This is a genomic window from Butyricimonas sp. BSD2780061689_150309_C8 (genome assembly GCF_015560935.1).
In the GTDB taxonomy this organism is placed as follows: domain Bacteria; phylum Bacteroidota; class Bacteroidia; order Bacteroidales; family Marinifilaceae; genus Butyricimonas; species Butyricimonas paravirosa.
In genome coordinates this window covers 211,692-234,436 of record NZ_JADMSV010000002.1, presented here as the reverse complement: position 1 = coordinate 234,436, position 22,745 = coordinate 211,692, and the positions used below count along the sequence as shown (strand labels likewise).

The 22,745-nt window shown below is 49.2% G+C and carries 21 protein-coding genes, 1 other RNA gene and 1 riboswitch; of the genes, 10 read left to right on the top strand and 12 right to left on the bottom strand.

The annotated features are described in order from the left end of the window. Positions 1–69: 69 nt before the first annotated feature. Positions 70–666 carry a DUF4294 domain-containing protein gene (locus I2I33_RS03560; RefSeq protein ID WP_087419958.1) on the bottom strand — a complete coding sequence of 199 codons (597 nt, stop codon included), beginning with the start codon at positions 664–666 and terminating at the stop codon, positions 70–72. A gap of 73 nt (positions 667–739) precedes the next feature. Between I2I33_RS03560 and I2I33_RS03555 the strand changes: the two genes are divergently transcribed. From I2I33_RS03555 to I2I33_RS03535, 5 genes are all read left to right on the top strand, one after another. Then, positions 740–1,330, top strand: a complete 591-nt coding sequence (locus tag I2I33_RS03555) for a YqgE/AlgH family protein (RefSeq protein ID WP_087419959.1) — start codon at positions 740–742, stop codon at positions 1,328–1,330. 237 nt (positions 1,331–1,567) lie between these two features. After that, positions 1,568–1,914, top strand: an RNA gene (gene rnpB, locus I2I33_RS03550) — RNase P RNA component class A. Between the two features lie 134 nt (positions 1,915–2,048). Beyond that, positions 2,049–3,260, top strand: coding sequence for an L-serine ammonia-lyase (locus I2I33_RS03545; protein WP_087419960.1), 1,212 nt, complete (start codon positions 2,049–2,051; stop codon positions 3,258–3,260). 89 nt (positions 3,261–3,349) lie between these two features. Continuing rightward, complete coding sequence (locus I2I33_RS03540) at positions 3,350–3,940, top strand: bifunctional nuclease family protein (RefSeq protein WP_087419961.1); 591 nt, start codon at positions 3,350–3,352, stop codon at positions 3,938–3,940. 19 nt (positions 3,941–3,959) lie between these two features. Next, on the top strand, positions 3,960–5,258 hold the full coding sequence (locus tag I2I33_RS03535) for a glucose-6-phosphate isomerase (protein WP_195666732.1): 1,299 nt from the start codon (positions 3,960–3,962) through the stop codon (positions 5,256–5,258). A gap of 282 nt (positions 5,259–5,540) precedes the next feature. Here I2I33_RS03535 and I2I33_RS03530 read toward each other — a convergent pair whose 3' ends face one another. The 9 genes from I2I33_RS03530 to I2I33_RS03490 all read right to left on the bottom strand — a co-directional run bounded on the left by I2I33_RS03530 (position 5,541) and on the right by I2I33_RS03490 (position 15,101). Beyond that, a complete protein-coding gene (locus tag I2I33_RS03530) occupies positions 5,541–6,287 on the bottom strand; it encodes a HesA/MoeB/ThiF family protein (RefSeq protein ID WP_087419963.1) in 747 nt (248 codons plus the stop codon). Between the two features lie 33 nt (positions 6,288–6,320). Continuing rightward, positions 6,321–6,926 (bottom strand): recombinase family protein, encoded by a 606-nt coding sequence (locus I2I33_RS03525; RefSeq protein ID WP_027202688.1) that lies wholly within the window; start codon positions 6,924–6,926, stop codon positions 6,321–6,323. A 137-nt stretch (positions 6,927–7,063) separates the two neighbouring features. Next, a complete protein-coding gene (gene thiH, locus I2I33_RS03520; RefSeq protein ID WP_087419964.1) occupies positions 7,064–8,173 on the bottom strand; it encodes a 2-iminoacetate synthase ThiH in 1,110 nt (369 codons plus the stop codon). A gap of 266 nt (positions 8,174–8,439) precedes the next feature. Further along, positions 8,440–9,204 (bottom strand): thiazole synthase, encoded by a 765-nt coding sequence (locus I2I33_RS03515; protein ID WP_087419965.1) that lies wholly within the window; start codon positions 9,202–9,204, stop codon positions 8,440–8,442. Positions 9,205–9,336: 132 nt separating this feature from the next. Continuing rightward, positions 9,337–11,337, bottom strand: coding sequence for a thiamine phosphate synthase (locus I2I33_RS03510; protein ID WP_087419966.1), 2,001 nt, complete (start codon positions 11,335–11,337; stop codon positions 9,337–9,339). 18 nt (positions 11,338–11,355) lie between these two features. Beyond that, positions 11,356–13,116: a phosphomethylpyrimidine synthase ThiC gene (gene thiC, locus I2I33_RS03505; RefSeq protein ID WP_087419967.1), complete on the bottom strand. Its 1,761-nt coding sequence runs from the start codon at positions 13,114–13,116 to the stop codon at positions 11,356–11,358. Between the two features lie 60 nt (positions 13,117–13,176). Further along, positions 13,177–13,377 (bottom strand): sulfur carrier protein ThiS, encoded by a 201-nt coding sequence (gene thiS, locus I2I33_RS03500; RefSeq protein WP_087419968.1) that lies wholly within the window; start codon positions 13,375–13,377, stop codon positions 13,177–13,179. A gap of 205 nt (positions 13,378–13,582) precedes the next feature. After that, positions 13,583–13,729, bottom strand: a riboswitch (TPP riboswitch). Between the two features lie 73 nt (positions 13,730–13,802). Further along, positions 13,803–14,132, bottom strand: coding sequence for an MGMT family protein (locus I2I33_RS03495; RefSeq protein ID WP_087419969.1), 330 nt, complete (start codon positions 14,130–14,132; stop codon positions 13,803–13,805). A gap of 141 nt (positions 14,133–14,273) precedes the next feature. Continuing rightward, complete coding sequence (locus tag I2I33_RS03490; protein WP_087420615.1) at positions 14,274–15,101, bottom strand: helix-turn-helix domain-containing protein; 828 nt, start codon at positions 15,099–15,101, stop codon at positions 14,274–14,276. A gap of 126 nt (positions 15,102–15,227) precedes the next feature. Here I2I33_RS03490 and I2I33_RS03485 point away from each other — a divergent pair, with 126 nt between their 5' ends. The 4 genes from I2I33_RS03485 (at position 15,228) to I2I33_RS03470 (ending at position 18,834) form a co-directional block, all read left to right on the top strand. Further along, positions 15,228–16,076 carry an aldo/keto reductase gene (locus I2I33_RS03485; protein WP_087419970.1) on the top strand — a complete coding sequence of 283 codons (849 nt, stop codon included), beginning with the start codon at positions 15,228–15,230 and terminating at the stop codon, positions 16,074–16,076. A gap of 58 nt (positions 16,077–16,134) precedes the next feature. Next, positions 16,135–17,001, top strand: coding sequence for an aldo/keto reductase (locus I2I33_RS03480; protein WP_087419971.1), 867 nt, complete (start codon positions 16,135–16,137; stop codon positions 16,999–17,001). A 122-nt stretch (positions 17,002–17,123) separates the two neighbouring features. Continuing rightward, positions 17,124–18,140 carry an aldo/keto reductase gene (locus I2I33_RS03475; RefSeq protein WP_087420616.1) on the top strand — a complete coding sequence of 339 codons (1,017 nt, stop codon included), beginning with the start codon at positions 17,124–17,126 and terminating at the stop codon, positions 18,138–18,140. 136 nt (positions 18,141–18,276) lie between these two features. Further along, entirely contained in the window at positions 18,277–18,834 is a 558-nt protein-coding gene (locus I2I33_RS03470; RefSeq protein ID WP_087419972.1) for an NAD(P)H-dependent oxidoreductase, read from the top strand. Between the two features lie 52 nt (positions 18,835–18,886). Here the strand turns inward: I2I33_RS03470 and I2I33_RS03465 are convergent, their stop codons facing one another. After that, the gene (locus I2I33_RS03465; protein ID WP_087419973.1) at positions 18,887–19,570 is read right to left on the bottom strand and encodes a DUF6266 family protein; all 684 of its coding nucleotides are present in this window, start codon (positions 19,568–19,570) and stop codon (positions 18,887–18,889) included. Between the two features lie 577 nt (positions 19,571–20,147). Between I2I33_RS03465 and I2I33_RS03460 the strand changes: the two genes are divergently transcribed. After that, positions 20,148–20,813, top strand: coding sequence for a hypothetical protein (locus I2I33_RS03460; protein WP_087419974.1), 666 nt, complete (start codon positions 20,148–20,150; stop codon positions 20,811–20,813). Positions 20,814–21,006: 193 nt separating this feature from the next. Here I2I33_RS03460 and I2I33_RS03455 read toward each other — a convergent pair whose 3' ends face one another. Continuing rightward, the gene (locus tag I2I33_RS03455; protein WP_087419975.1) at positions 21,007–22,584 is read right to left on the bottom strand and encodes a peptide chain release factor 3; all 1,578 of its coding nucleotides are present in this window, start codon (positions 22,582–22,584) and stop codon (positions 21,007–21,009) included. Between the last annotated feature and the right edge of the window lie 161 nt (positions 22,585–22,745).

Genomic DNA, 22,745 nt, shown 5'->3' with positions numbered 1-22,745 from the left:
AGGCAAAAGTAATAAACTTTAAATTCCGATCATATCAAAGAGTGGTAATTTTAGTGCCAAGAACAGGATTTATCGCCGGGTGATGTGAGAAGGGCCCCCTTTTTCGATCGAGCGCACGATCTGCTCGATTTCCCGGTCCCGCCCGTTCGGTTCGTAATCGGCTTTCAGGTTATTCCCGAACAACAGGGCCAGCGATTGCCAGAAATAGGCATTCACCGTACCCTTGTACTCCTTGATGTGATTGAACGACGTGTTGTTTGTCTCTCGGTAGATCAGGCGAACGAGAATTTTCCCTTGCGTGACGGTCAGTTTCATCAACGGTTGTTTGAACGTGTGCATGAGTTCCTTGTACTCTTTCTTGATAATCTGCTTCCGTTTTGCCTCGGAATCCGTTTGCGCTAGTTTATTTTCAATCTCGTTGATCTTGGCGGCAGCTATTTTCGCGTACGGGAACACCTTTCTCACGTTATAAACCATCCTTTGATTCCGTTGTTGCTGGAGAGCGTATTTCCGGGGATTCTTCAATCGGGCGACGACATCTACTTCATGGAGAAGAACATGGGGCACGGTGTCCCTGCCCATAATCACGGACGGGACAACACTCTGCGCTGTTGCAAAGCTGTTAATAAATAAAGATAGGAGTGATATGATAAATATTTTGCACATTTTTATATCTTTGCATTAACGCTTTATCAATACAAAGTTAGTAGATATATTTGACTTGTAAAAATATTAATTAGTGGAAAAGGAATTTCAGGATCTGTTTCAGATACGTCACAATGATGACCGTGTTGAGGTGGGAAAGGTGTTGATTGCAGAACCTTTTCTGGAAGGTAAATATTTTAACCGTTCCGTGGTCTACATGGTGGAACATGATCCGAGCGGGAGCGTGGGTTTTGTATTGAATAAGCCGTTACCTTACACGACTTCCGAGTTGGTAAAAGAACTCGAAGGCGTACATTTCCCCGTGTACATTGGTGGTCCCGTGGAGCGTAATCAGTTGTATTACATCCATCGGCGAAATGACATACCGGACTCGGAAGAGATTGCGAAGGGGATATACTGGGGAGGTGATTTTAAGGCTTTGACGGAGATGTTGAAAGCCGGAAAGGTATTGGAAGGAGAGATTCGTTTCTTTGCAGGGTATAGTGGCTGGACAGATAGCCAGTTGGAGAATGAATTGAAGGAGAATTCTTGGATGGTGGGGACGATTCCTACCGACACGTTGTTTACCATCCCGAACGAGGGATTATGGGAACAAGCCATGAGTTCTCTGGGGGGAAGATACAAGCTGTGGGCGAATTTCCCGGAAGACCCGATTCTTAATTAATTGAAAATTGAGAATTGACAATTGAAAATGAAGACGATTTGATGAGTTTGGAGATTAGAGGGGACTATCCCTACCGGCTCCCCCTTATACAGGGGGAGAGGCGAACGCAAGAAGGCGCTACAATGTGACATTGTGGTGTGTTCTCCCCCTGTGTAAGGGGGAGTTAGAGGGGGTAGTTAAAGCGTTGGCCTTGTGTGGTTGGAATCTAAAATCTAAAATCATTAAATCTAAAATATAAAGGCAGGCCGTTCTATCGCTGTCCCGCGAGGGAGAGAGGAAAGTCCGGGCAACGCAGGGCATCGTGCTTCTTAACGGGAAGGTCTCCGAGAGGGGGCAGTAGTGTAACAGAAAATAACCGTTCCGTTTGCGGAATAAGGGTGAAAAGGTGAGGTAAGAGCCCACCGGTATCCCGGGTGATCGGGGTAGCCGTACACCTCACGAGTTGCAAGACCATGTACACTGGCGCTTAGGTTTGCCCGACCGATGCCAGGGGGTAGGTCGCTAGAGCTGCGGAGTGATCCGCGGAGTAGATAAATGATAGAAACCGCAAGGTACAGAACCCGGCTTACAGGCCTGCCTTTTTTTTATTGAAAACCGATTAATTCGCAATTTATGAACTACGATTTATGATTCAGAAAAACATTGGTATAAGGTGGAAATCACTTGATCTAAAATCATAAATCAGGAAATTAATAAAATCTATAACAATAATTAGGACGTGAAATCAATCAGAGAAATATTTAGAATTGGGTACGGGCCTTCTTCCAGTCACACGATGGGACCGGGACGGGCGGCGTATTATTTCAAGGAAAAGAATCCGGATGCCGAGCGCTATCGGGTGACCTTGTACGGGAGTCTGGCATTGACGGGAGTGGGGCACGGAACGGATGTTGCCATCCAGAAGATGATCGATCGGCCGGACGACACGGAAATTATATGGGAGTCTACGAAATCTCTGCCCCATCATCCGAATGGGATGTTGTTCGAGGCTTTAAGAAACGGGGAAGTCGTGGATCGTTGGGAGGTATACAGTGTTGGTGGTGGTGCTTTATGGGATGAACTGGGAACCTTCAAGGAGGAAGATGTCTATCCCGACACGAAAATGACGGATATACTGGACTGGTGCAAGGCCGAGGGACGCTCTTTCGTGGAGTACGTGGAACTGCACGAGGGACCGGAAATCTTTGACTATCTCGAAGAGGTTTGGAAAGTGATGGTTACAAGTATTCATAACGGCTTGGAAAATGAGGGTGTGTTACCCGGTAACCTACGGTTGGCACGCAAGGCTTGTTCCTACCACGTACGGGCCCAGCAATCGGCGGGTACGCTACGCCACATGGGAATGGTATTTGCTGCCGCTTTGGCGGTTGCCGAAGAGAATGCGGCAGGAGGTAAGATCGTGACGGCTCCCACGTGCGGGTCGGCTGGGGTCGTACCTTCCGTGTTGTTCTTTTTGAAACATGATCAGGAGATTAGTGATAAACGAATTATAAAAGGTCTGGCCACGGCCGGGTTGATTGGTAACATCGTGAAAACCAACGGTTCCATTTCCGGTGCCGAGGTAGGATGCCAGGGAGAGCTGGGAACGGCTTGCGCTATGGCAGCCGGTGCGGCGGCCCAGATTCTGGGAGGTTCCCCGATGCAGATCGAGTACGCCGCGGAAATGGGATTCGAGCATAACTTAGGTTTGACGTGCGATCCCGTGGGTGGTTACGTGCAAATTCCCTGCATCGAGCGAAATGCCTTTATCTCGCAGAAAGCGCGGGAGTGTGCGATCTATTCTTTGTTCTCGGATGGCCGGCACAAGGTGTCTTTTGACGACGTGGTGGAGACCATGATGCAGACGGGTTGCGACATGCAGGCCAAGTATCGCGAGACAAGTCTCGGTGGTCTGGCCCGTATATACAGGGCTCCGTTGAAAAAATCGTAGCGTTGAATTCGGGGCTGACGAGCCGGAATGGTACATTAATTGTAACAACTAAGAATAGAAAATCGTAGACCTAAAGTTATACAAGGCTTATGGACAGGATTAAGTTAAAAGTTTTCGGGTTATCCTATCAGAGTATGTCACAAACCGGAGCGTACGCGCTGATTCTGGCGGAAGAGAACGATGCCTTCCGCATCCCCATCATTATCGGGATTGCGGAGGCTCAATCCATTGCCATACAGATGGAACACCTGCACTCGCAGCGTCCCTTGACGCACGATTTGATGAAGAGTCTGGCGGATAGTCTGGGAGTGGTTCTGGAAGAGGTTTATATATATCGTTGGGAATCCGGCATCTTTTACTCAGAACTGCGTTTCAGGAATGGCGAGGAACTGCTGAAGATTGATTCGCGTACTTCTGATGCCGTCGCCCTTGCCTTGCGCTATAATTGTCCGATTTACATTGCGGCCAGCGTGATTGCCAAGACAGCCATCCCGATCTCCGATCTTGCCGCGGGAGAATTTAGCGGGCAAAAGCCTGTTGAACCGGAGAAATCCGGAACAACCGAGTATAATTTCACGATAGAAGAATTAACCCGTTTACTGGATGAGGCCGTGAAGAACGAGGATTACGAGAGTGCCTCTCGCTTCAGGGATATGCTGAAAGCCAGGAAGGAGGAATAATATATAAAACATGAAAACAATGGATCGCATAAAACTTGACTACTCGAAGGTGTTATCGTTTGTAGGGGAAGAAGAGATCACCGTGCAACGAGAAAAAGCAACAAAAGCTCTAAAGGACTTGGAAGATGGAACTTGTAAAGGGAGTGACTTTTTGGGTTGGCTCGATCTGCCCGTCCATATCACGGATGATGAATTGAATCGTATTTCCGCTTGTGCCAATAAGTTAAGGGAACAAACCGATGTTGTTGTCATCGTGGGTATCGGGGGGTCTTACCTAGGAGCCAAAGCGGTGATCAAGGCCATGTCCGGTAGTTTTGATGCTTATTCCGGTACGAAAGTTGTTTTTGCGGGAAATAACGTGAGCGAGGACTATCTATACGAGTTACAGGCGTTCCTCAAAGATAAGGAATTCGGTATATGCGTGATTTCCAAATCGGGAACCACGACCGAACCTGCCGTGGCTTTCCGTTTACTGAAGGATCAATTGATCGAGCAAGAGGGAGTTGCCGTGGCAAGGGAGAGAATCGTGGCCATTACCGACGAGAAAAAGGGGGCCTTGCGAACGATGTCGGACCGGGAAGGGTACGAGACTTTTGTTATCCCGGACAATGTTGGGGGACGCTACTCCGTGCTGACCCCGGTGGGATTGCTTCCCGTGGCTATTGCTGGGTTTGACGTCCGGGCTTTACTCAAAGGGGCCGTGGATATGCGGGCGTACAGCAAAGGTAACGGGGCAGAGCTTTCCTCTACATACGCTGCTGTTCGGAATGCCCTCTACGAAAAAGGGTATGTGATTGAGATCACGGTGAACTTCAATCCGAAACTGCATTACGTTGCCGAATGGTGGAAGCAGCTTTACGGGGAAAGTGAGGGCAAAGAGAATAAGGGTATATTCCCCGCCAGTGTTGACTTCACGACAGATTTGCACTCCATGGGACAGTATATACAGGAAGGACGTCGCAATCTGTTTGAGACGGTTCTTTCCATCGATAAAACGAAATACAGCTTGCAAGTACCTTGTGATGCCCATGACCTTGATAAACTAAATTATCTGGCTGGTAAACGCGTTGATGAGGTAAACAAGATGGCCGAACTAGGAACCCAACTCGCCCACGTGGATGGTGGGGTACCGAATATCCGGGTCATTATCCCGGAACTGACGGAGTACTACTTGGGTCAGCTATTCTATTTCTACGAACTGGCTTGCGGCATCTCCGGCGGTATCCTCGGGGTGAACACCTTCGACCAGCCGGGCGTGGAGGCCTACAAGAACAATATGTTCATGCTGCTGGGTAAGCCGGGGTACGAGAAGAAATAAAAGGTTTATAAAGTTCATAAGGTTTGTAAGGACTACCCCCACCGGCTCCCCCTTGCACAGGGGGAGAGACAAACGCGAGAAGGTGCTACAATGTTACAATGGAACGTGTTCTCCGGGAAGGGGGTACGATGCAGGAAACAGGTAAAAAGGCTACAATGTTACAATGGAACGTGTTCTCCCCCTGTGTAAGGGGGAGTTAGAGGGGGTAGTTTTAATGTCAGCGCGTGCTGACATTGACAAAGCGCCCCGCCAGGGGTCCATTACCTTACAAACCTTATAAACTTATTTAAACAGGGATTCCTCCCCTCGTTCCTTCTTCCGGATGGCAAAAGTAAGGTACGTGTTATTCAATATATCAATAGTCAGTAATTTCCCGGAAAGTACGCCGGGTTTCTCCAGTATGATTTTAATTGCCTCGTTCGCTTGAAGGGAACCGACAATTCCCGGTAATGCCCCGATGACACCCAGCGGTTGCGAGAAATTCTCGATCTCGTCATTGTACTCGAAAAGATCCCGGTAAGTGGGGCCGTTCTGGTAATTAAACACGGACACTTGCCCGCTGAACTCGCAAATGCTGCCGTAAACGAACGGTTTTCCCAGCTTCACGCAAGCGTCATTAATCAGGTAACGGGCGTGGAGATTATCTGTCGCGTCCATGACAATATCGTATTCGGAAATGATTTCCAGTGCGTTATCCAGTGATAACCGGGTAAAATATGGTGTAATCCGGGTGAATGGATTTAATTGTTTTAATTTCGTGGCGGCGACGGTGACTTTCGGAGTTCCCACGTGAGTCGTGTCGTATAATATTTGGCGTTGCAGGTTGGATTCCGAAACAACATCGTCGTCCATGATGCCGATATGGCCGATTCCTGCTGCCGTGAGGTAATATAATATAGGTGAGCCTAATCCCCCGGCTCCTACGACCAGTATGCTCGTTTCTTTAATTTTTTCTTGTCCTTGAATTCTAATGTCGTGTAGGATAATGTGTCGATTATAACGTTCTTGTTCTTGATTGGTCAGTGGCATCGGTAATGAAAATTCTAATTTATTCTACTCTTGTTACTTGCTTTCGTTAATGTGTTGTTTGACAAATCGGTTGACGGTGCAGATGGATACTTTGTATTTCTTGGCTATTTTCTTGTAAGGTACGCTGTTATCCATGAGTTCGATAATCTTCTCCTTGTTTTGTATCAACACGTTCAACTGCGGACAACTGCCATACGGGCGCCCCAGTTTTTTTCCCTCGGCCTTTCTTACCGCGAGAGCCTCTCTTGTCCGGATGGATATAAGATTACGTTCGATTTCCGCGACTAGCCCGAACGCGAATCCCAGGATTTTACTATTCAGGTTATTCTCGAAAGTGTATCCTTCTTTCGTGCTATGAAGAACAATTTTACGTTGAATACAGGTATTGATGATATTCATGATGTCAATCAATGTCCTGCTCAATCGCGAAACTTCCGTGACGATAAGGCAATCACCTTCCTGCAAAGATTCCAGAAGATCGCCTAGTTTTCGGTCATTACTGTGTACTTTTCCACTGACAACGTCATGATACCACTTGTCAATATCAAGTCCCCGGTGGGCTGCAAATTTCTTGATCTCCTCCTGCTGGTTTTCCAAATGTTGTTTGTTTGTGCTGACTCGCAAATATGCAACTACCATAATTAAAATGATTTTAGAGTATTAAAAAGACAAACGTAACAAAAGGAGAAGAATATTTATTGTTTTTCAAAAGTTAAAAGAAGTTATCAAACATATAATAATAAGGTTTGGCGGCTACCAAACCCTATTATTGTTAACTACATCCAAGCGTCCCAATCTTTCCACACGGGTTCATACCCTTGTGCTTTGATGGCCTCGACCATTTCTTGCGGGGTACGGTTATCGTTGATGGCAAATTGTTCCAGTTCCTTGTGGGGAACGACGTACCCGCCCGGCTCCGTGCTTGACCCGGCACTCATGGACGTGGCTCCCAAGTGCATCACGTGATCCCGGAACTCCCGGCTTTCCCGCGTGGATACGGAGATTTCGGCCTGCTGGTCGAGCAAACGGTAGGCGCATATCAGTTGCACCATCTGCTTGTCGTTGATCGGGTCTTTCGGCATGAAGGCCCCGGCGTGTGGCCGCAGGCGGGGAAGAGAGATCGAGTACTTGGAACGCCAGTAGGTTCTTTCCAGGTATTTCAAATGCAGGGCCGTGAAGAACGAGTCGGTGCGCCAGTCTTCCAGACCGAGCAATGCCCCGATACCCATTTTCTGAACCCCGGCCGTGCATACCCTGTCGGGAGTTTCCAAACGGTAGCGGTAATTTGCCTTCCGTCCCTTGGGGTGGTACTTGGGATATTGTTGTTCGTTATACGTTTCTTGGTACACGCACACGAAACTCAACCCGGCCTCGTGTAACCGGGCGTAGTCGTCCGTGTCGAGAGGTTGCACTTCAAGGGCGATTTGCGAGAACTTGTCCCGTACCGCACGGATCACTTTCTCGTAGTAGTCCACCGTGGTCACGGCAGGCGCCTCGCCCGACACGAGCAGCAGATGCTTGAATCCCCACCCGGTAATGACGTCGGTTTCAGCCTGTACCTCTTCGAGAGTAAGCATTTTCCGGTGAATATCGTTATCGTGGTTGAAACCGCAGTACACGCAGAAATTCGTGCAGTAATTGGAAACGTACAGGGGAATGTACAACTGGATCGTGTTCCCGAATCTTTCCAGGGTCAGACGGTTAGCCTCCACAGCCATGTCCTCCAGCAACGGTGTTGCCGCCGGGGAGATCAACGCCATAAAATCATCTAACGTGCGATGCGGGTTATTGATTGCTGCGATAGCATCGTTTTTCGACTTATCCATGATGTTCTGTTTCACATCGTCCCAGTCGTAGGTTTTCAAGGTATCGTAAAATGAAGTCATTTACATGATGTTTAAAAGTTTGTAAAGTTCATAAGGTTTATAAGGTTTTGTTTCGTGTGTTAACAACCCCCTCTAACTCCCCCTTACACAGGGGGAGGATGCGCTACATTGAAATATTGAAGCGACTTCTTGCGTTCGTTTCTCCCCCTGTGTAAGGGGGAGCCAGAGGGGGTTGTTTAATCTTTATCGGTAACATAAGTTGCCGTTAAAACACTGTCCGAAGGACACCCGTCACTTTACGAACCTTATAAACCTGATGAACTCATTTAATCCAAAAATGCCGTTAACGGGGAGCTGGCTTGTGCGTGGCGGTATTGTTTGGCAAGTTTTGCCTCGAATGCCATGCGTCCGGCCTCCACGGCCAGTTTAAATGCCCGCCCCATTTCTACCGGGTTAGGCGATACGGCAATAGCGGTATTCACCAGCACTGCGGCAGCACCCATTTCCATGGCAGCGGCGGCGTGGGAGGGGGCCCCGATTCCGGCATCCACGATTACCGGGATATTACTCTGTTCAATGATGATCTCCAGCAGGTCGCGGGTCACCAGCCCTTTGTTAGTGCCGATCGGTGCACCTAACGGCATCACGGTGGCGGCCCCGGCATTTTCCAAGTGTTTACAAAGTACCGGATCGGCTTGAATGTAGGGTAACACCACGAATCCCAGCTTTGCCAGTTCCTCGGTCGCTTTCAGGGTTTCAATCGGGTCGGGCAACAAGTACTTGGGATCGGGATGTATTTCCAGTTTCAGCCAGTTCGTGCCGAGAGCCTCTCTCGCTAGTTGTGCGGCGAACACGGCCTCTTTGGCGGTTCTCACGCCGGAAGTATTGGGTAACAAGGTGATATGAGGTGCTTTCAGGTGAGCCAGAATATCATCGTCCTTACCGTCCATGTTCACGCGTTTCAGCGCAACGGTTACAAGTTGTGATTCAGATGCCAGAATGGCATCTTCCATCAGTTGATTCGATGCGAATTTACCGGTTCCGGTGAATAGGCGTGAGGTAAATTCTTTGTCTGCTATTTTTAAAGCCATACTAATTTTAGATTTTAGATTTTAAATTTTAGATTGAACTCCTCCGTCAGCTTCGCTGCCACCTCCTCTATAAACAGAGGAGGAGCTGGTGACTCTTCCCAAAAATGAAGAGTAACTCAACTCTCCCTCTGTTTATAGAGGGAGTACCCCGAAGGGGGGAGGGAGTTCTTTTATTTTCAATTGTTCCACCATTTCTCTCGTCTTTCCCGTTATATCCTCACTGTTTTTAAGCAGGGAAGAGAGGGCGATGCCCGTTACTCCCGTGTTTAGTATCGGTTGAATGTCGTCCTCCCGGATGCCTCCGATGGCGTGGACGGGGAGATAGATACCCTCTTCCCGGCAGGCCTCCATGATCTTTCGGTAGCCTTCGAGACCGAGGACCGGGCTGAGACGCTTTTTCGTCGAGGTGTACGTGAATGGTCCCAGACCGATGTAGTCTACCTGTTGACGAAAACGGGTCACCACATCTTCAAACGTGTTGCACGTTCCCCCGATAATCTTCGAGTAACCGAGAATCCGTCGTGCTTCGAGGGGATCCATGTCCTCTTTTCCCAAGTGTACCCCGTCGGCATCCAGTTCAAGGGCGATATCCACGTTGTCATTGACAAGGAATAAGGCTCCGTGACGTTTGCAAATCTCTTTCACGGTACGTCCGACACGGATAAATTCTTCCCGGTCAGCCTCTTTCATCCGTAGTTGCACCCATCGACATCCTCCCTTGCACACGGCCTCCACCTGTTCGGGAATAGAAACTCCCTCCTTGTGGTCGGTGATGTATTGCAAAGGAATCCGGTACAAGTCAACTTCCGGGGCGGTGCTTTCCATACGGTTATGCATCCCCAGGTTCGTGTCGTTGGAGCGGATAAATCCCGCCACGTAGTGCTGCCCCAGCCGACAAGCGTCGGAGAGGGGATAGCCGAGCGTGAGATACGAGGCGATGGCCGAGGAGAGAACGCATCCCGTCCCGTGTTTCCCGTGCCTTGCCCGTGTCACCGAGAAGGTGTACACCTTGTCCGGGGTGACCAGTCGATCGGAGGCCAGCGCCCCGTCGTTATGACCGCCTTTCCAGAGGATATTGAGGTTCAGGCTGCGGGCCAGCGCTTGCAGGCTTTCCACGTCCGGGTGATTCCCGAAAAGTGTTTTCAGCTCGTCCGTGTTTGGGGTGATCAGGTATATCTTTCGAAGTATATCCTGCAACTGAGTTAGATTCTCCCCGTCATGGAACTGGAACCCGGCGCTGGCTTTCAGTATCGGGTCCCAGATAATCCTTACCTTGGGGAGAGCCGTCCGGAGATAGTTCACCACTTGTTCCAGCGTGTCGAAACTTTCGATCAACCCGATCTTGACGTAAGCGGGGCTGAACTCCCGGAACAGGACTTCGCATTGCCGGATGATCTCGTCCGGCGTGAGCCACTTCGTCCCGAGGTACGTGTTTTGATTCTGGAAGGTGATGGAACTGCTCGTTCCAAGTCCATATACCCGGCAACTTTCGAACGTCTTGATGTCAGCCGTCACCCCGGCCCCGGAACTTTGGTCGAATCCGGCAATACTTAGCACCTCGTCGGGCAAGATATTGGTGAAACGGGCAACGGCCTCCGACGGCTGTTCCCACACGTGTCCCAGCAAGGCGACCCCGCGGAATCCCATTTTCCGGCATTCCGCGACTTTTTCCGCGGTGATACCTCCCAAGGCGATCACGGGTACGCGTCTCTTTTGCAAGTTTTCCTTTAGGTATTCCGGGGCGAAGGCCGACGGGTATCCGGGTTTGGAAATACTGTCAAATACCGGGCTGAGAAAGACGTAGTTCGGCTCGAAAGGCAAGGCGTCGATTTCTTCGAAGGAGTGACACGACACGCTCACGTGGGCGAGTCGATCCCGTCCGGTGAACGTCCGTGCCTCGTTGTATTTCAGGTGAATCCCTCTTAACCCGTACTCTTCAGCCAGTTCGAAGTGGTCGTGCAGGACGACACGTTCCCGGAAATGCGGCCGGATACCCCGGATGTAATGTTCCAGCGTGTCCCGGTCTGCTCCCGGCTTTCGCAGGTGCAGCAAGTGTAAGCCGCTTTCAAAGAGTCTGTTCACGATATGCTCTTCGTCAGGCAGGGTGTGGGGAGGGGTGATGATTACGATCATGTGTATGTGGTTTGAACTCTATCCTTCTTGTTCATTTATCTTTTTCCTCAACTTCTCGCTGGCACGCATGGAGCAGAAATGTTCCCCGCACATGGAGCAGAAATGAGCCTCTTTGTGTCCCTCGGCGGGTAATGTCTCGTCGTGGAAACGCAAGGCTTTTTCAGAATCCAGCGCGAGATGGAACTGGTCTTTCCATCGGAACTCGAAGCGTGCCTTGCTCATGGCATAATCCCGATAGTAAGCGGCGGGGTGTCCCTTGGCAAGGTCGGCGGCATGGGCGGCGAGTTTGAAGGTAATCACGCCTTCTTTCACGTCGTCCCGGTTCGGCAGCCCGAGGTGTTCCTTCTGGGTCACGTAGCAGAGCATGGATGTCCCGAACCAGCCGATCATGGCACCACCGATGGCGGAGGTGATGTGGTCGTAGCCGGGGGCGATGTCCGTCACGAGCGGTCCGAGGGTGTAGAACGGGGCCTCGTCACACCATTCCTGTTCCAGTCGCATATTTTCCCGGATTTTCTGCATCGGCACGTGTCCCGGTCCCTCGATGATCACTTGCACGTCATGCTTGGAAGCTACCCGGGCCAGTTCTCCCAGCGTTTTCAACTCGGCAAGCTGTGCCTCGTCGTTCGAGTCGGCGATGCAACCGGGACGCAACCCGTCACCGATGGATACCCCGACGTCATATTTGGCGAGAATCTCGCAGATGTCCTCGAAATGCTCGTACAAGAAACTTTCCCGCTTGTGGGTCGTACACCAGTGTGCCATGATGGCTCCCCCGCGTGACACGATTCCCGTGAGGCGTTTCAGTGTCAGCGGCACGTGGTGCCAGCGCAACCCGGCATGGATCGTGAAGTAGTCCACGCCTTGCTCGGCTTGCTCGATGAGCGTGTCGCGGTAAATCTCCCACGTGAGGTCTTCCACCTTGCCCCGCACCTTTTCCAGTGCTTGGTACAATGGCACGGTTCCCACGGGTACGGGCGAGTTACGGATGATCCATTCGCGTGTCTCGTGTATGTTTTTCCCGGTCGACAGGTCCATGATCGTGTCGGCTCCCCAGCGGAAAGCCCACACGGCTTTTTCCACTTCCTCGGAAATAGACGAGGTGATGGGGGAGTTCCCGATGTTGGCGTTGATCTTCACGAGGAAGTTGCGCCCGATGATCATCGGCTCGCTCTCCGGGTGATTGATATTCGCGGGGATGATGGCCCGTCCGGCGGCCACTTCCTGACGCACGAATTCCGGGGTAATATATTCCGGGAAGTTCGCGCCCAGCGGCTCGCCTTTCTCTTTCTTGTAGGCCTCCCGGATCTTGTCGACCATCTGGTTCTCGCGGATGGCGATGTATTCCATTTCCGGGGTGATGATTCCCTGACGGGCGTAGTACATCTGCGACACGCGGTGTCCCGGTTTCGCCACTCTCGGCGTGGTGTTCACGTGTTCGAAACGCAAGGCATCGAGCGAGCGATCATTTTGGCGCGCCCGGCCGTACTCGGAACTCAGTCCTTCCAGTTTCACGGTGTCATTCCGGTCGGCAATCCATTGTTCCCGGATCTTGGGCAGTCCCTTGTGCAGGTCCACCGTGTAGTTCGGGTCCGTGTAGGGTCCCGATGTATCGTAAACCACGACAGGTTCGTTTTCGATCTTCGTCCCGTCCGTGTCAACCGTGGGCGTGAGGTTAATCCGGCGCATCGGCACCTCGATGTCGAACATCTCGCCCTTCACGTAAATCTTTTCCGACCCGGGTAGCGGGCCGCTTGAAATGGTAAATTCTTGGCTCATATCTTAATTAATTTACTAATTTTATCTTTCAACTTTTAGTTTTTAACTTTTATCTTTTCTTTATCCTCCCTGTACTGCCTTGATGATGATAATTTTGCTACCATCTTGAAGCACGGTTTTACCCCAGTCGGGACGGGGAATGACGTTGAAGTCTACGGCGATGGCAATGTTGCCCGTCGGGATGGCGTTGGCTTCCAGTACTTCGGGGAGTGTCGTGCCAGGGGCACATTCGAAGGATTTATCGTTTATAAATACTTGCATTGTATATAAATTTTTAATTTCCAACTACCCCCTCTAGCTCCCCCTTACACAGAGGGAGGACACGCTACATTGTAACATTGTGGCGTTTCTCACGTCCGTTTCTCCCCCTGTGCAAAGGGGAGTTAGAGGGGGTAGTCCACTCTAAATTTTAAACTCTAAATTCTAAACTTTTTTCAATCCTCCGGGAAGTCTACAATGAAATCCAGCTTGTATTATAACTCTTTCCCTCCGCCGGCATTACCCGGATCAGGTTCATGGGTATAATCTCAGCCCGTTGTATTACCCTGCCTTCTCGCGGCAGGTAGAAGTGTCGGGAAAATCCCTCGCTTCTTAGGCACCCCTTCAGAATATCTCATGGCAAAGCTACGGATAAATTTTAATACCTGCAACGACAAGTATTAAAAAGTTACAGGAGATGCTACCCCTTAACTTGTGACTTCATCGGCTGATAGGATTTCCCACAAATGTTTTTTCATGTCCACGTGGCCGTTGGGACGGAAGGTGACCCCTTCGTTTTCGAGTAGCGTCCGTTGTTCGGTCCATCCCGGTGCGGTCTGTCCGGCACTGTTCACGACACGATGGCAGGGGAGCGTCTTGTCGTCCGGGGATTGTGCCATTGCCCGGCCTACCCATCGGGCGTGTTGCGGTCGTCCCGCCAGCGCGGCGATCCTGCCATAGGTGAGTACTTTTCCCCGCGGGATCTGCCGGGTGATCTCGTACACTTCACTGAAAAATTGTTGTAACACCTCGTCCATGGGTCTTTTATCTTTGAGGTAAAGATAAAAATAAAAAACGAAAATGGAAGCGGATTAGTGCAAGAAGGTTGTAAACAAAGGATCTAGAAGAAATTTTGAGACAGCTACTTTATTGTGATTCTATATCGAATGCCATAAAAATTAACGAATATATATATCCTTTCTATATTCCGACGGTGTTATCTTTATCCTCTTCTGTACATATCGACTGAAATAAGAAACAGAGGAGAAATTCATCTTCTCGGCAATCGCTGTCAAGGAAAGTTCTTTTTGTCGCAGCAAGCGGGTTATTTCCTGAAGAGTAAAGCGGTCGATCCAATACGTGGCAGGTTTACCGCTTACCTTTTTACATATCTCCGATAGGTAATGAGGAGTAATGCAAAGTCGGGAAGCATAAAAATCAAGATCCCGGTTTTGAATATATTCACCGTTATATAATAGTTCTATGAAATTTCGCAATAAGGCTGTAATATGCTCTGACACCTGTATGTTATTCTGACTGCGTGCATGAATATCGTAAAGGTCGAGGATGTGTGCGGTAAGCAGGCTTCCCATCAACTCCTCTCGAAACAGATGCTCTCTATCTTCCAGACGTTGCCGGATACACTGCATCGCTTGCTCGCATACTTGGAAATCACGGGTTGAAAGTTTCATGACCGGATTCTGCAAAAGCGACAGGTACCCGATAATACCGTAATTGCTGCGAATAGCAATCGAGGAAACGAACGCATCCGAAAGGTTCATCAGGATACCTTGAAAGTCTTCGGAATCCGAAAATTCCGACACGAGCGTGGCGTTGGGTAGAATTACATAATCCCCAGCCGCGATGTTATAACGGGTATCTTGAAACGTGAAACCCATATTTCCCCCACTGCAAAGAATATGGATTACTCTTCCTGCATATCGTAAGGCATTAAACTCCTGCAATGTATCAGCGAAAATAATCCCGTCGAAGTCCGTGTGTCTCATTTGTTCTTTCATTTCTCGCAAAAATAACGAAAAACCACGAATAGTGAAAATTCCTCCCCGAATAATGTAACAATAAAATGATAGGAACCCTGTAACTTTGTATCAGAATTAAAAACCATAAAGGATATGAAAAATGTAAGACTAAGCAATGGAGTGATGATGCCTGCCATCGGGTTCGGTGTCTTTCAGATTCCTGAAAACGAAACGGAACGAGTCGTGAATGATGCTATTGAGGTCGGTTATCGGAAATTCGATACTGCCGCGGCTTATTTCAACGAGGAACAGTTGGGGAATGCCATCCGGCAAAGCGGCATCAAACGTGAAGAGTTTTTCATAACCACCAAATTGTGGGTGCAGGACTACGAGTACGACGATGCCCTGCGGGCTTTCGATCTCTCGATAAAAAAGCTCGGATTGGACTATCTCGACCTCTATCTGATGCACAAGCCCTACGGGAATTACTATGCCGCGTGGCGGGCGATGGAGCGGCTCTATAAAGAGGGGCGTATCCGGGCTATCGGGGTTACGAGTTTCTCCAACGAACGCTTGCAAGACCTTTTCCTGCATAACGAAATAAAACCTGTTGTTAACCAGCTTGAAACACATCCGTTTTTCCAACAGCAGGCTGCCAATGCTTTCTTGCAGCAGGAAGGCATCCAGCACGAGGCATGGGCACCTTTTGCCGAAGGGCAGAATGATATATTCAATCATCCTACATTGAAAGCGATAGCCGAGGAACACGATAAGGGCGTCGGGGCCGTGATCCTTCGCTGGCTGAATCAGCGTAACATCGTGGTTATCCCGAAATCCGTACACAAGGAACGGATGATCGAGAACTTCAATATCCTCGATTTTACGTTGTCTAAAGAGGAAATGGATGCCATCGCAATGTTGGAGACGGGAAAAAGCCCCATCTACGACGACATGGACTTGCCCACGGTAAAAGGTATCGGGTTACATCGCATACACGAATAATTTGTAAAAAAGAAATGATATCACTCAAATAGAATATAAACCATTAAAACAGAATGATATGCAGACTGTGAAATTAAACAACGGCATCGAAATGCCGCTATTAGGATACGGTGTATTTCAGGTATCGCCCGAAGAGTGCGAGCGTTGCGTGCTCGATGCCATCAGCGTGGGCTATCGGTTGATAGACACGGCGCAGGCTTATTATAACGAGGAGGGCGTGGGTAATGCCGTCGCCAAATGCGGTGTGTCCCGTGATGAACTTTTTCTCACCACCAAAGTCTGGATTACCAATGCCGGAGAGGAAAAAGCAACTCGCGGCATCGACGAATCGCTCCGTAAGTTGCGCACCGACTACATAGACCTATTGCTTATCCACCAGCCGTTCTGCGACTATCCGGGCACGTGGCGGGCGATGGAGAATGCGGTAAAGGCCGGAAAAGTCCGTGCCATCGGACTCTCGAACTTCTATCCCGACCGTTTCGTGGACATGGCCGAATGTGCCGAAATCAAACCCGCCGTGAACCAGCTAAAAACCAATGTGTTCAGTCAGCAGTGGGACGCTGAAGCTGAAATGAAGCCCTATGACACACGTATCATGGCTTGGGGGCCACTGGCACAAGGCGACCCCGACCTTCTGACCAATACCGTACTAACGTCCTTGGCCGGGCGATACAATAAAACGGTACAGCAAGTTGCCCTGCGTTACTTGGTACAACGCGGCATCATCGCCATTCCGAAAAGCACGCGTATCGAGCGTATGAAACAAAATCTGGATGTATTCGATTTCGCGCTTACACCGGAAGATATGGAAAGCATCCGTCCGCTCGATAAACCTGCCGATTTCCGCTGGTCGCACCGTAACCCCGAACTCGTAAAATTCCTTCTGAATTACGACAAGCAATTTAACCCGGACAATAAGAAATAAAAGTATGAAATTCCCGCTACACTGAAATGCTCGGCGCGTTCTGGGTAGCCGCGCTTAGTGCTACCGGGAATATGGATTGGGGCATAAAACTCGTAAGATAAACAAATAAAAGATACAGAATGATGAAAACAAGAAAATTCGGGACATTGGAAATCTCGGCTGTCGGTCTTGGCTGTATGGGGTTCACGCACGGTTACGGGACTTGTCCGAGTGAAGAGGAATCCATTCGTCTTATCCGTAAAGCCCATGACGAAGGCTGCACTTTTTTCGATACGGCTGAAATATATAGTTGTTATAAGAATGAAGAACTCGTGGGAAAGGCATTAAAACCTTTCCGGCATGAAATAACAATCTCTACGAAATTCACTCCGGCAGTCCTACCCGGTCAAGAGAATCCGGAAGGCAAACTTAGTCGTGTCGGTATCCGACAAGCCGTCGAAGGTTCTTTACGGCGTTTGCAAACCGACTATATAGACCTTTACATGGAACACCGTGTACCCAAAGAGAATGATCCCGCGGAGGTTGCCTATTGGATGGGGGAATTGATCAAAGAGGGGAAAATCCGTGCATGGGGACAGTCTGAACCTACCCTCGAACAACTCAAGGCGGCCCATGCCGTTACACCTATAACAGCCGTGCAGAGCGAATACTCGCTGATGGAACGCAAGTGGGAGGCGGACGTCATTCCCTATTGCAAGGCTGAAGGCATTGGCTTTATTGCCTATTCGCCTATGGCAGGCGGCTTTTTAAGCGGTAAATACCACTCCGCAACTGAATTTAAGGGAGATGATGTAAGGCGCGTGATTACTCGTTATTCCGAAGAAAATATGCGTGCCAATCAAGTCTTGCTCGATCTTATCAATCGCTATGCGGAAGAGAAGCATTGTACCGCCGCGCAAATTTCTTTGGCTTGGGTGATGTATTCCGGTCATATTGTCCCTATACCCGGTATGCGTAGCGATGCCCGTATTCTTGAAAACTTGGGTGCCGCGGAAGTAACTATTACGGCTGATGAATATGCCGCCATGAACGAAGCTCTAAGTCATATTACCATACACGGAAATCGCACGGACGAGGATATTGCCAAGTTGGGGACTATCGAAGGGCATCAGCAGACAGTGGCCAAGGCGGAGAGATAGTAAACTAAAATCAACAAAATCAATGAGAAATATATATCCATCATTAAATCATAAAAACAGCTCTTGTAACCGGGGCCGACTATAAAGTGAACGGCGGTGTAGGTGCATAAAATAAATAACAATAAAAAGAATGAACATGAAAAATGTATTGATTATCAGCGGTCATACAGACCTTGCCGCATCCGTGGCTAATAAAACGATTCTCGAAACCTTGAACGAACGACTGCCGGAAGCCGAAATCGTGAAGCTTGACGAACTCTATCCCGACTTCAAAATCGACGTGGAAGCCGAACAGCAGAAATTGCTCCGGGCAGACATCATCGTGTTGCAGTTCCCCCTTTTCTGGTACTCCGCACCCTCCATATTGGAACGCTGGATGGAAGAGACTTTCCGTCACGGTTTCTCGCACGGAAGCACCGGGGACAAGCTCAAAGGCAAGAAACTCGTTCTTTCTTTCACAACCGGAGCACCCGAAGCGCTGTATAGTCATGAGGGGGCTATGGGCTACACGATCGATGAGTTTTTGCCTTGCTACAAAGCTACTTGCCGCCTGACGCAAATGGAATATAGCGGTAGTATTTATACCTGTGGCGTAAGTTATGGCAACCGTACCACCCCGGAACTTATCGAGCAACAAAAAAATGTATCGGTAGCGCACGCTGAACGTCTTATCAAATTACTTGAAACGCTCTAGCGCTTGGAGACAGACTACACAATCTCTAAAGATAGGGAATGTAACGGGAATCTCACGCGGAGGCTTCAATGTTAGCGAGGGCCTCGAAATACTCGTTCGGGGAGAAGGTGTTGTTTTCGGCATTACCGAAGAACGGGTAGACGTGGAGAATCTCGCCTTTTTCAGCTTCGACCTCGAAGGTGGCTGTGCCCTCGGCTCTCGTGACAACCGGGCCATGGAGGAGCATCAGTGCGTCGGGTCGGGTACTGCCGATCACGATCACGTGAATAATGTCCGTTGCCCGTGCCGATGCCGAGTGGCTTTGGTTGTCCCACGTGAGGGTAATGGCGTTATTCTCGCGGGTCATCGACATGTGGAGGGGGAGTAGTAACGCCCCGTCGCTGACCACGAAATGCTTGAAATCTTTCACCTCACCCTGTGGGGTGATGAAACCGTGATTCACCCGGTGGCGGTAGCTATCGGAGGTTTTGGTGTTCCCGGTTCGGTAGGCCGCCGCGTGTTGCCACACGGGAAGCATTTCGTAAACATCCTTCATGTGTGAACTCATGCGTCTGTCCCCGGCGAACTGTTCGTTTGATTCGACTCGTTTTTCCGTGCGTTTCCAGTTCTTTCCGGAGTTTGCACCGTTTAACACACGCTGGCAAACTTTTCCCATTCTGAGGAAGAAAATGATGTTACCGACGCGTATGCTTTTCACGCCGCTCGTGAGTAACTGGTGGATTAGAGATAGGTTCATGGGCTTTTGATTTTCACAAATGTATGACTATTACCATCTTTTTCAAAGAAATAAGTGTTAATATTTCCATGTGATAGCTATGTAGCTATATTGTAGTCTGAATTATTACGTAGTATTCTTATGACTTATAGTCTATTATTGGAATACTATTTCATGCTCTTATTATATTTTTATTTATTAACAATTGTAACACGATCTCTCTACCATTAACAGACAGGTGGAGGAGTGGTCATGAACAGGTGGAAGAGTGGTGGAGAAGGAAGAGGTTAAGTAAGGATATAGCTTACTTCAAGGCAGGCGGGGCTTAGGATATAGCAAAAGGGCTTTGAAATGATGATATGTTAAACGATACCTTGTCGAGTGTTGTTAAAAAGTGGATACTAAGTTTGTAATATATGTAATCTAATATTAAAATATTTTAAAAAATTATTGCTTTTTCCTTGTTTACGGGATGATAATGTTGTAATATTGCATATGTAAATAATGACATAATTATCATTATTGAATTACTACTAACGATCCCCTTTTTTTTCTTGGGGTGGGCAATTATAATAAGAACAATTTTAAAAAAAGTATTATGGCTGAAATTAAATCAGATTTAGCAAGTGAACTCCATGGGAAAATTGGGGACAAATTGTATCGTACCCTTGCGACAGGTAAAATCGTGGTGACCCCGCCCTCGAAAGAACCGACTTTCATGGACAAGAAGGACAAGGAGAAGCGTGACACGCGTATGAAAGGGTATGGCGGTAGCAGTCATTTCTCGGCAGTCGTGAATGACGCAATCAAGATTGGCTTCCCGCGGGAAAAGCGAGGTGAACAACCCATGGGAAAATTCATGCAGTACAATGCCAAGGTGCTGTGTAAGTCAGAGAAAGACGAACAGGGGAATATGACACGTGTTTATAGCTTTAAACTAATGGTGGTGGCCGCCGGGAATCTTCTTCGGCCTAACGTGGCCGTGACGTTTGAAAAGGCCACCGGGACCTTGACCTTCACGCAGGAGGCGGACCAACGGGGAGGAACTCGTGCCAATCCGGACGACAAGATTTATGCGCTTATTATTGATGGAAAGAATGAAGATGCCGAATTCATAACGTTGCGGGATCGGAGTGAAAACGGTGTTACTACTTTCATCGTACCCGATTGGTGGGATAAGGATAATATCTTCATTTATACCTTTGCGGGAACCCGTACGAAGAAAAAAGCTTCACCATCCATTTGTTTGTATCCCACGGAGTAGGGAAAAGCCGGCTTAAGCCGGCTTTTTTTAGTTATAAGGTTTGTAAATTCATAAAGTCTATACGTTCATAAGGTCCGTAACGTCAAAAACTACGGGAGTCCTTCGGAGAATATTTAACGGCATACAAGCTGACTTAGGCGAAACGCCCGCAGGAGTCCATGAACTTTATAGACTTTATGAATATTTACGACCTCTAAAACTCCGACGTGAAATGAAACACCAGTTTCTTGTAATTCATTTGTGCCATTTGCAGCATGTACTGTGATTCGGCGAGGAATACGTCACGCCCCCACTTGTCCTTGGCCATGTACTGCGCCTTATGGAGACGGAAATCTTCCAGTTCCTTCGGGTCGAGAGCCTCGATCCAGCAAGCCTTGTAAAGATTGATATTTTCCCAGCGACAGGCGGCGCTGTACTCGTGCAGCAAACGGTACTCGATAACCTCGAACTGGAGCGCACCTACGGTTCCAATAATCTTACGATTGTTGAACTGGTTCGTGAATAATTGGGCCACCCCCTCGTCCATGAGCTGGTCGATACCCTTGGCCAGTTGCTTGGATTTCATGGGGTCAGCGTTCTCGATGTATTTGAAGAGTTCCGGGGAGAAACTGGGAATACCCTTGAAATGAAGTTTCTCACCTTCCGTCAGCGTGTCACCGATCTTGAAGTTACCCGTGTCGTGAAGACCCACGATGTCACCGGGGTACGCCTCGTCGATAATGGATTTCTTGGATGCCATGAACGCCGTGGGGGTGGAGAACTTGAGGTTCTTGCCCAGGCCGACGTGCAGGTAGTTGGTGTTACGCCGGAACACGCCGGAACACACTTTCACGAAAGCGATACGGTCGCGGTGGTTGGGGTCCATGTTGGCGTGGATCTTGAAGACAAAACCGGTGAATTTTTCCTCGTCCGGTTGCACGAGACGCTCGTCCGTCTCACGGGGAAGCGGGCTGGGAGCGATCTCGATGAAACAATCCAGCATCTCGCGGATACCGAAGTTGTTCAGCGCCGATCCGAAGAACACGGGGGCCAGTTGCCCGTCAAGGTATGCCTCCCGGTCGATGGCGGGGTACACTTCCCGAACGAGTTCGAGGTCTTCCCGCAGCTTATCGGCCGAGCGCTCGCCGATATGCTCGTCGAGTTCGTCGGCATTGATGTCGTTGATCTCGATGCCATCCTGAATGGTCTGCACGCTTGCCGAGTAGAGGCAAAGGTTCTCGCGGTGTATGTTGTAAATGCCCTTGAACTGGTCGCCGTTACCGATAGGCCAGCTTAACGGGGTGACTTGTATTTGCAGCTCTTTCTCGATCTCGTCCAGCAGGTCGAACGGGTCCTGACCGGGGCGGTCGAGCTTGTTGATGAACACGATGACCGGGGTCCGGCGCATCCGGCACACTTGCATCAGCTTGCGGGTCTGCGTCTCCACGCCTTTCGCCGAGTCAACGACGATGATCACGCTGTCGCAGGCCGTCAGCACGCGGAACGTGTCCTCGGCGAAGTCCTGGTGGCCAGGGGTGTCAAGAATGTTGATCTTCACGTCCTTGTACTCGAAACCCATGACGGAGGTGGCCACGGAGATCCCTCTCTGGCGCTCGATCTCCATGAAGTCGGAGGTGGCCGTTTTCTTGATCTTGTTCGACTTCACGGCTCCTGCCACGTGTATGGCGCCACCGAAAAGCAATAATTTCTCCGTTAAGGTCGTTTTACCCGCGTCGGGGTGACTGATGATACCGAACGTGCGTCGTTTTAATATTTCTTCCTTGAAACCCATGCTTATTACGTGTTTTTTTTAGCGGGTGCAAAGATAGTTTTTTTTTCGGAAAGTTTATAACGCTCGGGAATAAAGTCTATGGGGTTCACGACGGATATAAAGTATTTATGTATAGTTATTTAAATTAACTAGAGTTGTCCCGGGACTAGGAGACCCGGGAT

What these genes read in the sequence shown, in the direction of transcription:
- I2I33_RS03480 (WP_087419971.1), top strand. Translation starts at nt 16,135, where the DNA reads ATGCAGACTGTGAAATTAAACAACGGCATCGAAATGCCGCTATTAGGA.
- I2I33_RS03490 (WP_087420615.1), bottom strand. Translation starts at nt 15,101, where the DNA reads ATGAGACACACGGACTTCGACGGGATTATTTTCGCTGATACATTGCAG.
- I2I33_RS03560 (WP_087419958.1), bottom strand. Translation starts at nt 666, where the DNA reads ATGTGCAAAATATTTATCATATCACTCCTATCTTTATTTATTAACAGC.
- I2I33_RS03470 (WP_087419972.1), top strand. Translation starts at nt 18,277, where the DNA reads ATGAAAAATGTATTGATTATCAGCGGTCATACAGACCTTGCCGCATCC.
- I2I33_RS03515 (WP_087419965.1), bottom strand. Translation starts at nt 9,204, where the DNA reads ATGGCTTTAAAAATAGCAGACAAAGAATTTACCTCACGCCTATTCACC.
- I2I33_RS03530 (WP_087419963.1), bottom strand. Translation starts at nt 6,287, where the DNA reads ATGCCACTGACCAATCAAGAACAAGAACGTTATAATCGACACATTATC.
- I2I33_RS03540 (WP_087419961.1), top strand. Translation starts at nt 3,350, where the DNA reads ATGGACAGGATTAAGTTAAAAGTTTTCGGGTTATCCTATCAGAGTATG.
- thiS (WP_087419968.1), bottom strand. Translation starts at nt 13,377, where the DNA reads ATGCAAGTATTTATAAACGATAAATCCTTCGAATGTGCCCCTGGCACG.
- I2I33_RS03485 (WP_087419970.1), top strand. Translation starts at nt 15,228, where the DNA reads ATGAAAAATGTAAGACTAAGCAATGGAGTGATGATGCCTGCCATCGGG.
- I2I33_RS03495 (WP_087419969.1), bottom strand. Translation starts at nt 14,132, where the DNA reads ATGGACGAGGTGTTACAACAATTTTTCAGTGAAGTGTACGAGATCACC.
- I2I33_RS03455 (WP_087419975.1), bottom strand. Translation starts at nt 22,584, where the DNA reads ATGGGTTTCAAGGAAGAAATATTAAAACGACGCACGTTCGGTATCATC.
- I2I33_RS03525 (WP_027202688.1), bottom strand. Translation starts at nt 6,926, where the DNA reads ATGGTAGTTGCATATTTGCGAGTCAGCACAAACAAACAACATTTGGAA.
- I2I33_RS03460 (WP_087419974.1), top strand. Translation starts at nt 20,148, where the DNA reads ATGGCTGAAATTAAATCAGATTTAGCAAGTGAACTCCATGGGAAAATT.
- thiH (WP_087419964.1), bottom strand. Translation starts at nt 8,173, where the DNA reads ATGACTTCATTTTACGATACCTTGAAAACCTACGACTGGGACGATGTG.
- I2I33_RS03535 (WP_195666732.1), top strand. Translation starts at nt 3,960, where the DNA reads ATGGATCGCATAAAACTTGACTACTCGAAGGTGTTATCGTTTGTAGGG.
- I2I33_RS03510 (WP_087419966.1), bottom strand. Translation starts at nt 11,337, where the DNA reads ATGATCGTAATCATCACCCCTCCCCACACCCTGCCTGACGAAGAGCAT.
- I2I33_RS03475 (WP_087420616.1), top strand. Translation starts at nt 17,124, where the DNA reads ATGAAAACAAGAAAATTCGGGACATTGGAAATCTCGGCTGTCGGTCTT.
- thiC (WP_087419967.1), bottom strand. Translation starts at nt 13,116, where the DNA reads ATGAGCCAAGAATTTACCATTTCAAGCGGCCCGCTACCCGGGTCGGAA.
- I2I33_RS03465 (WP_087419973.1), bottom strand. Translation starts at nt 19,570, where the DNA reads ATGAACCTATCTCTAATCCACCAGTTACTCACGAGCGGCGTGAAAAGC.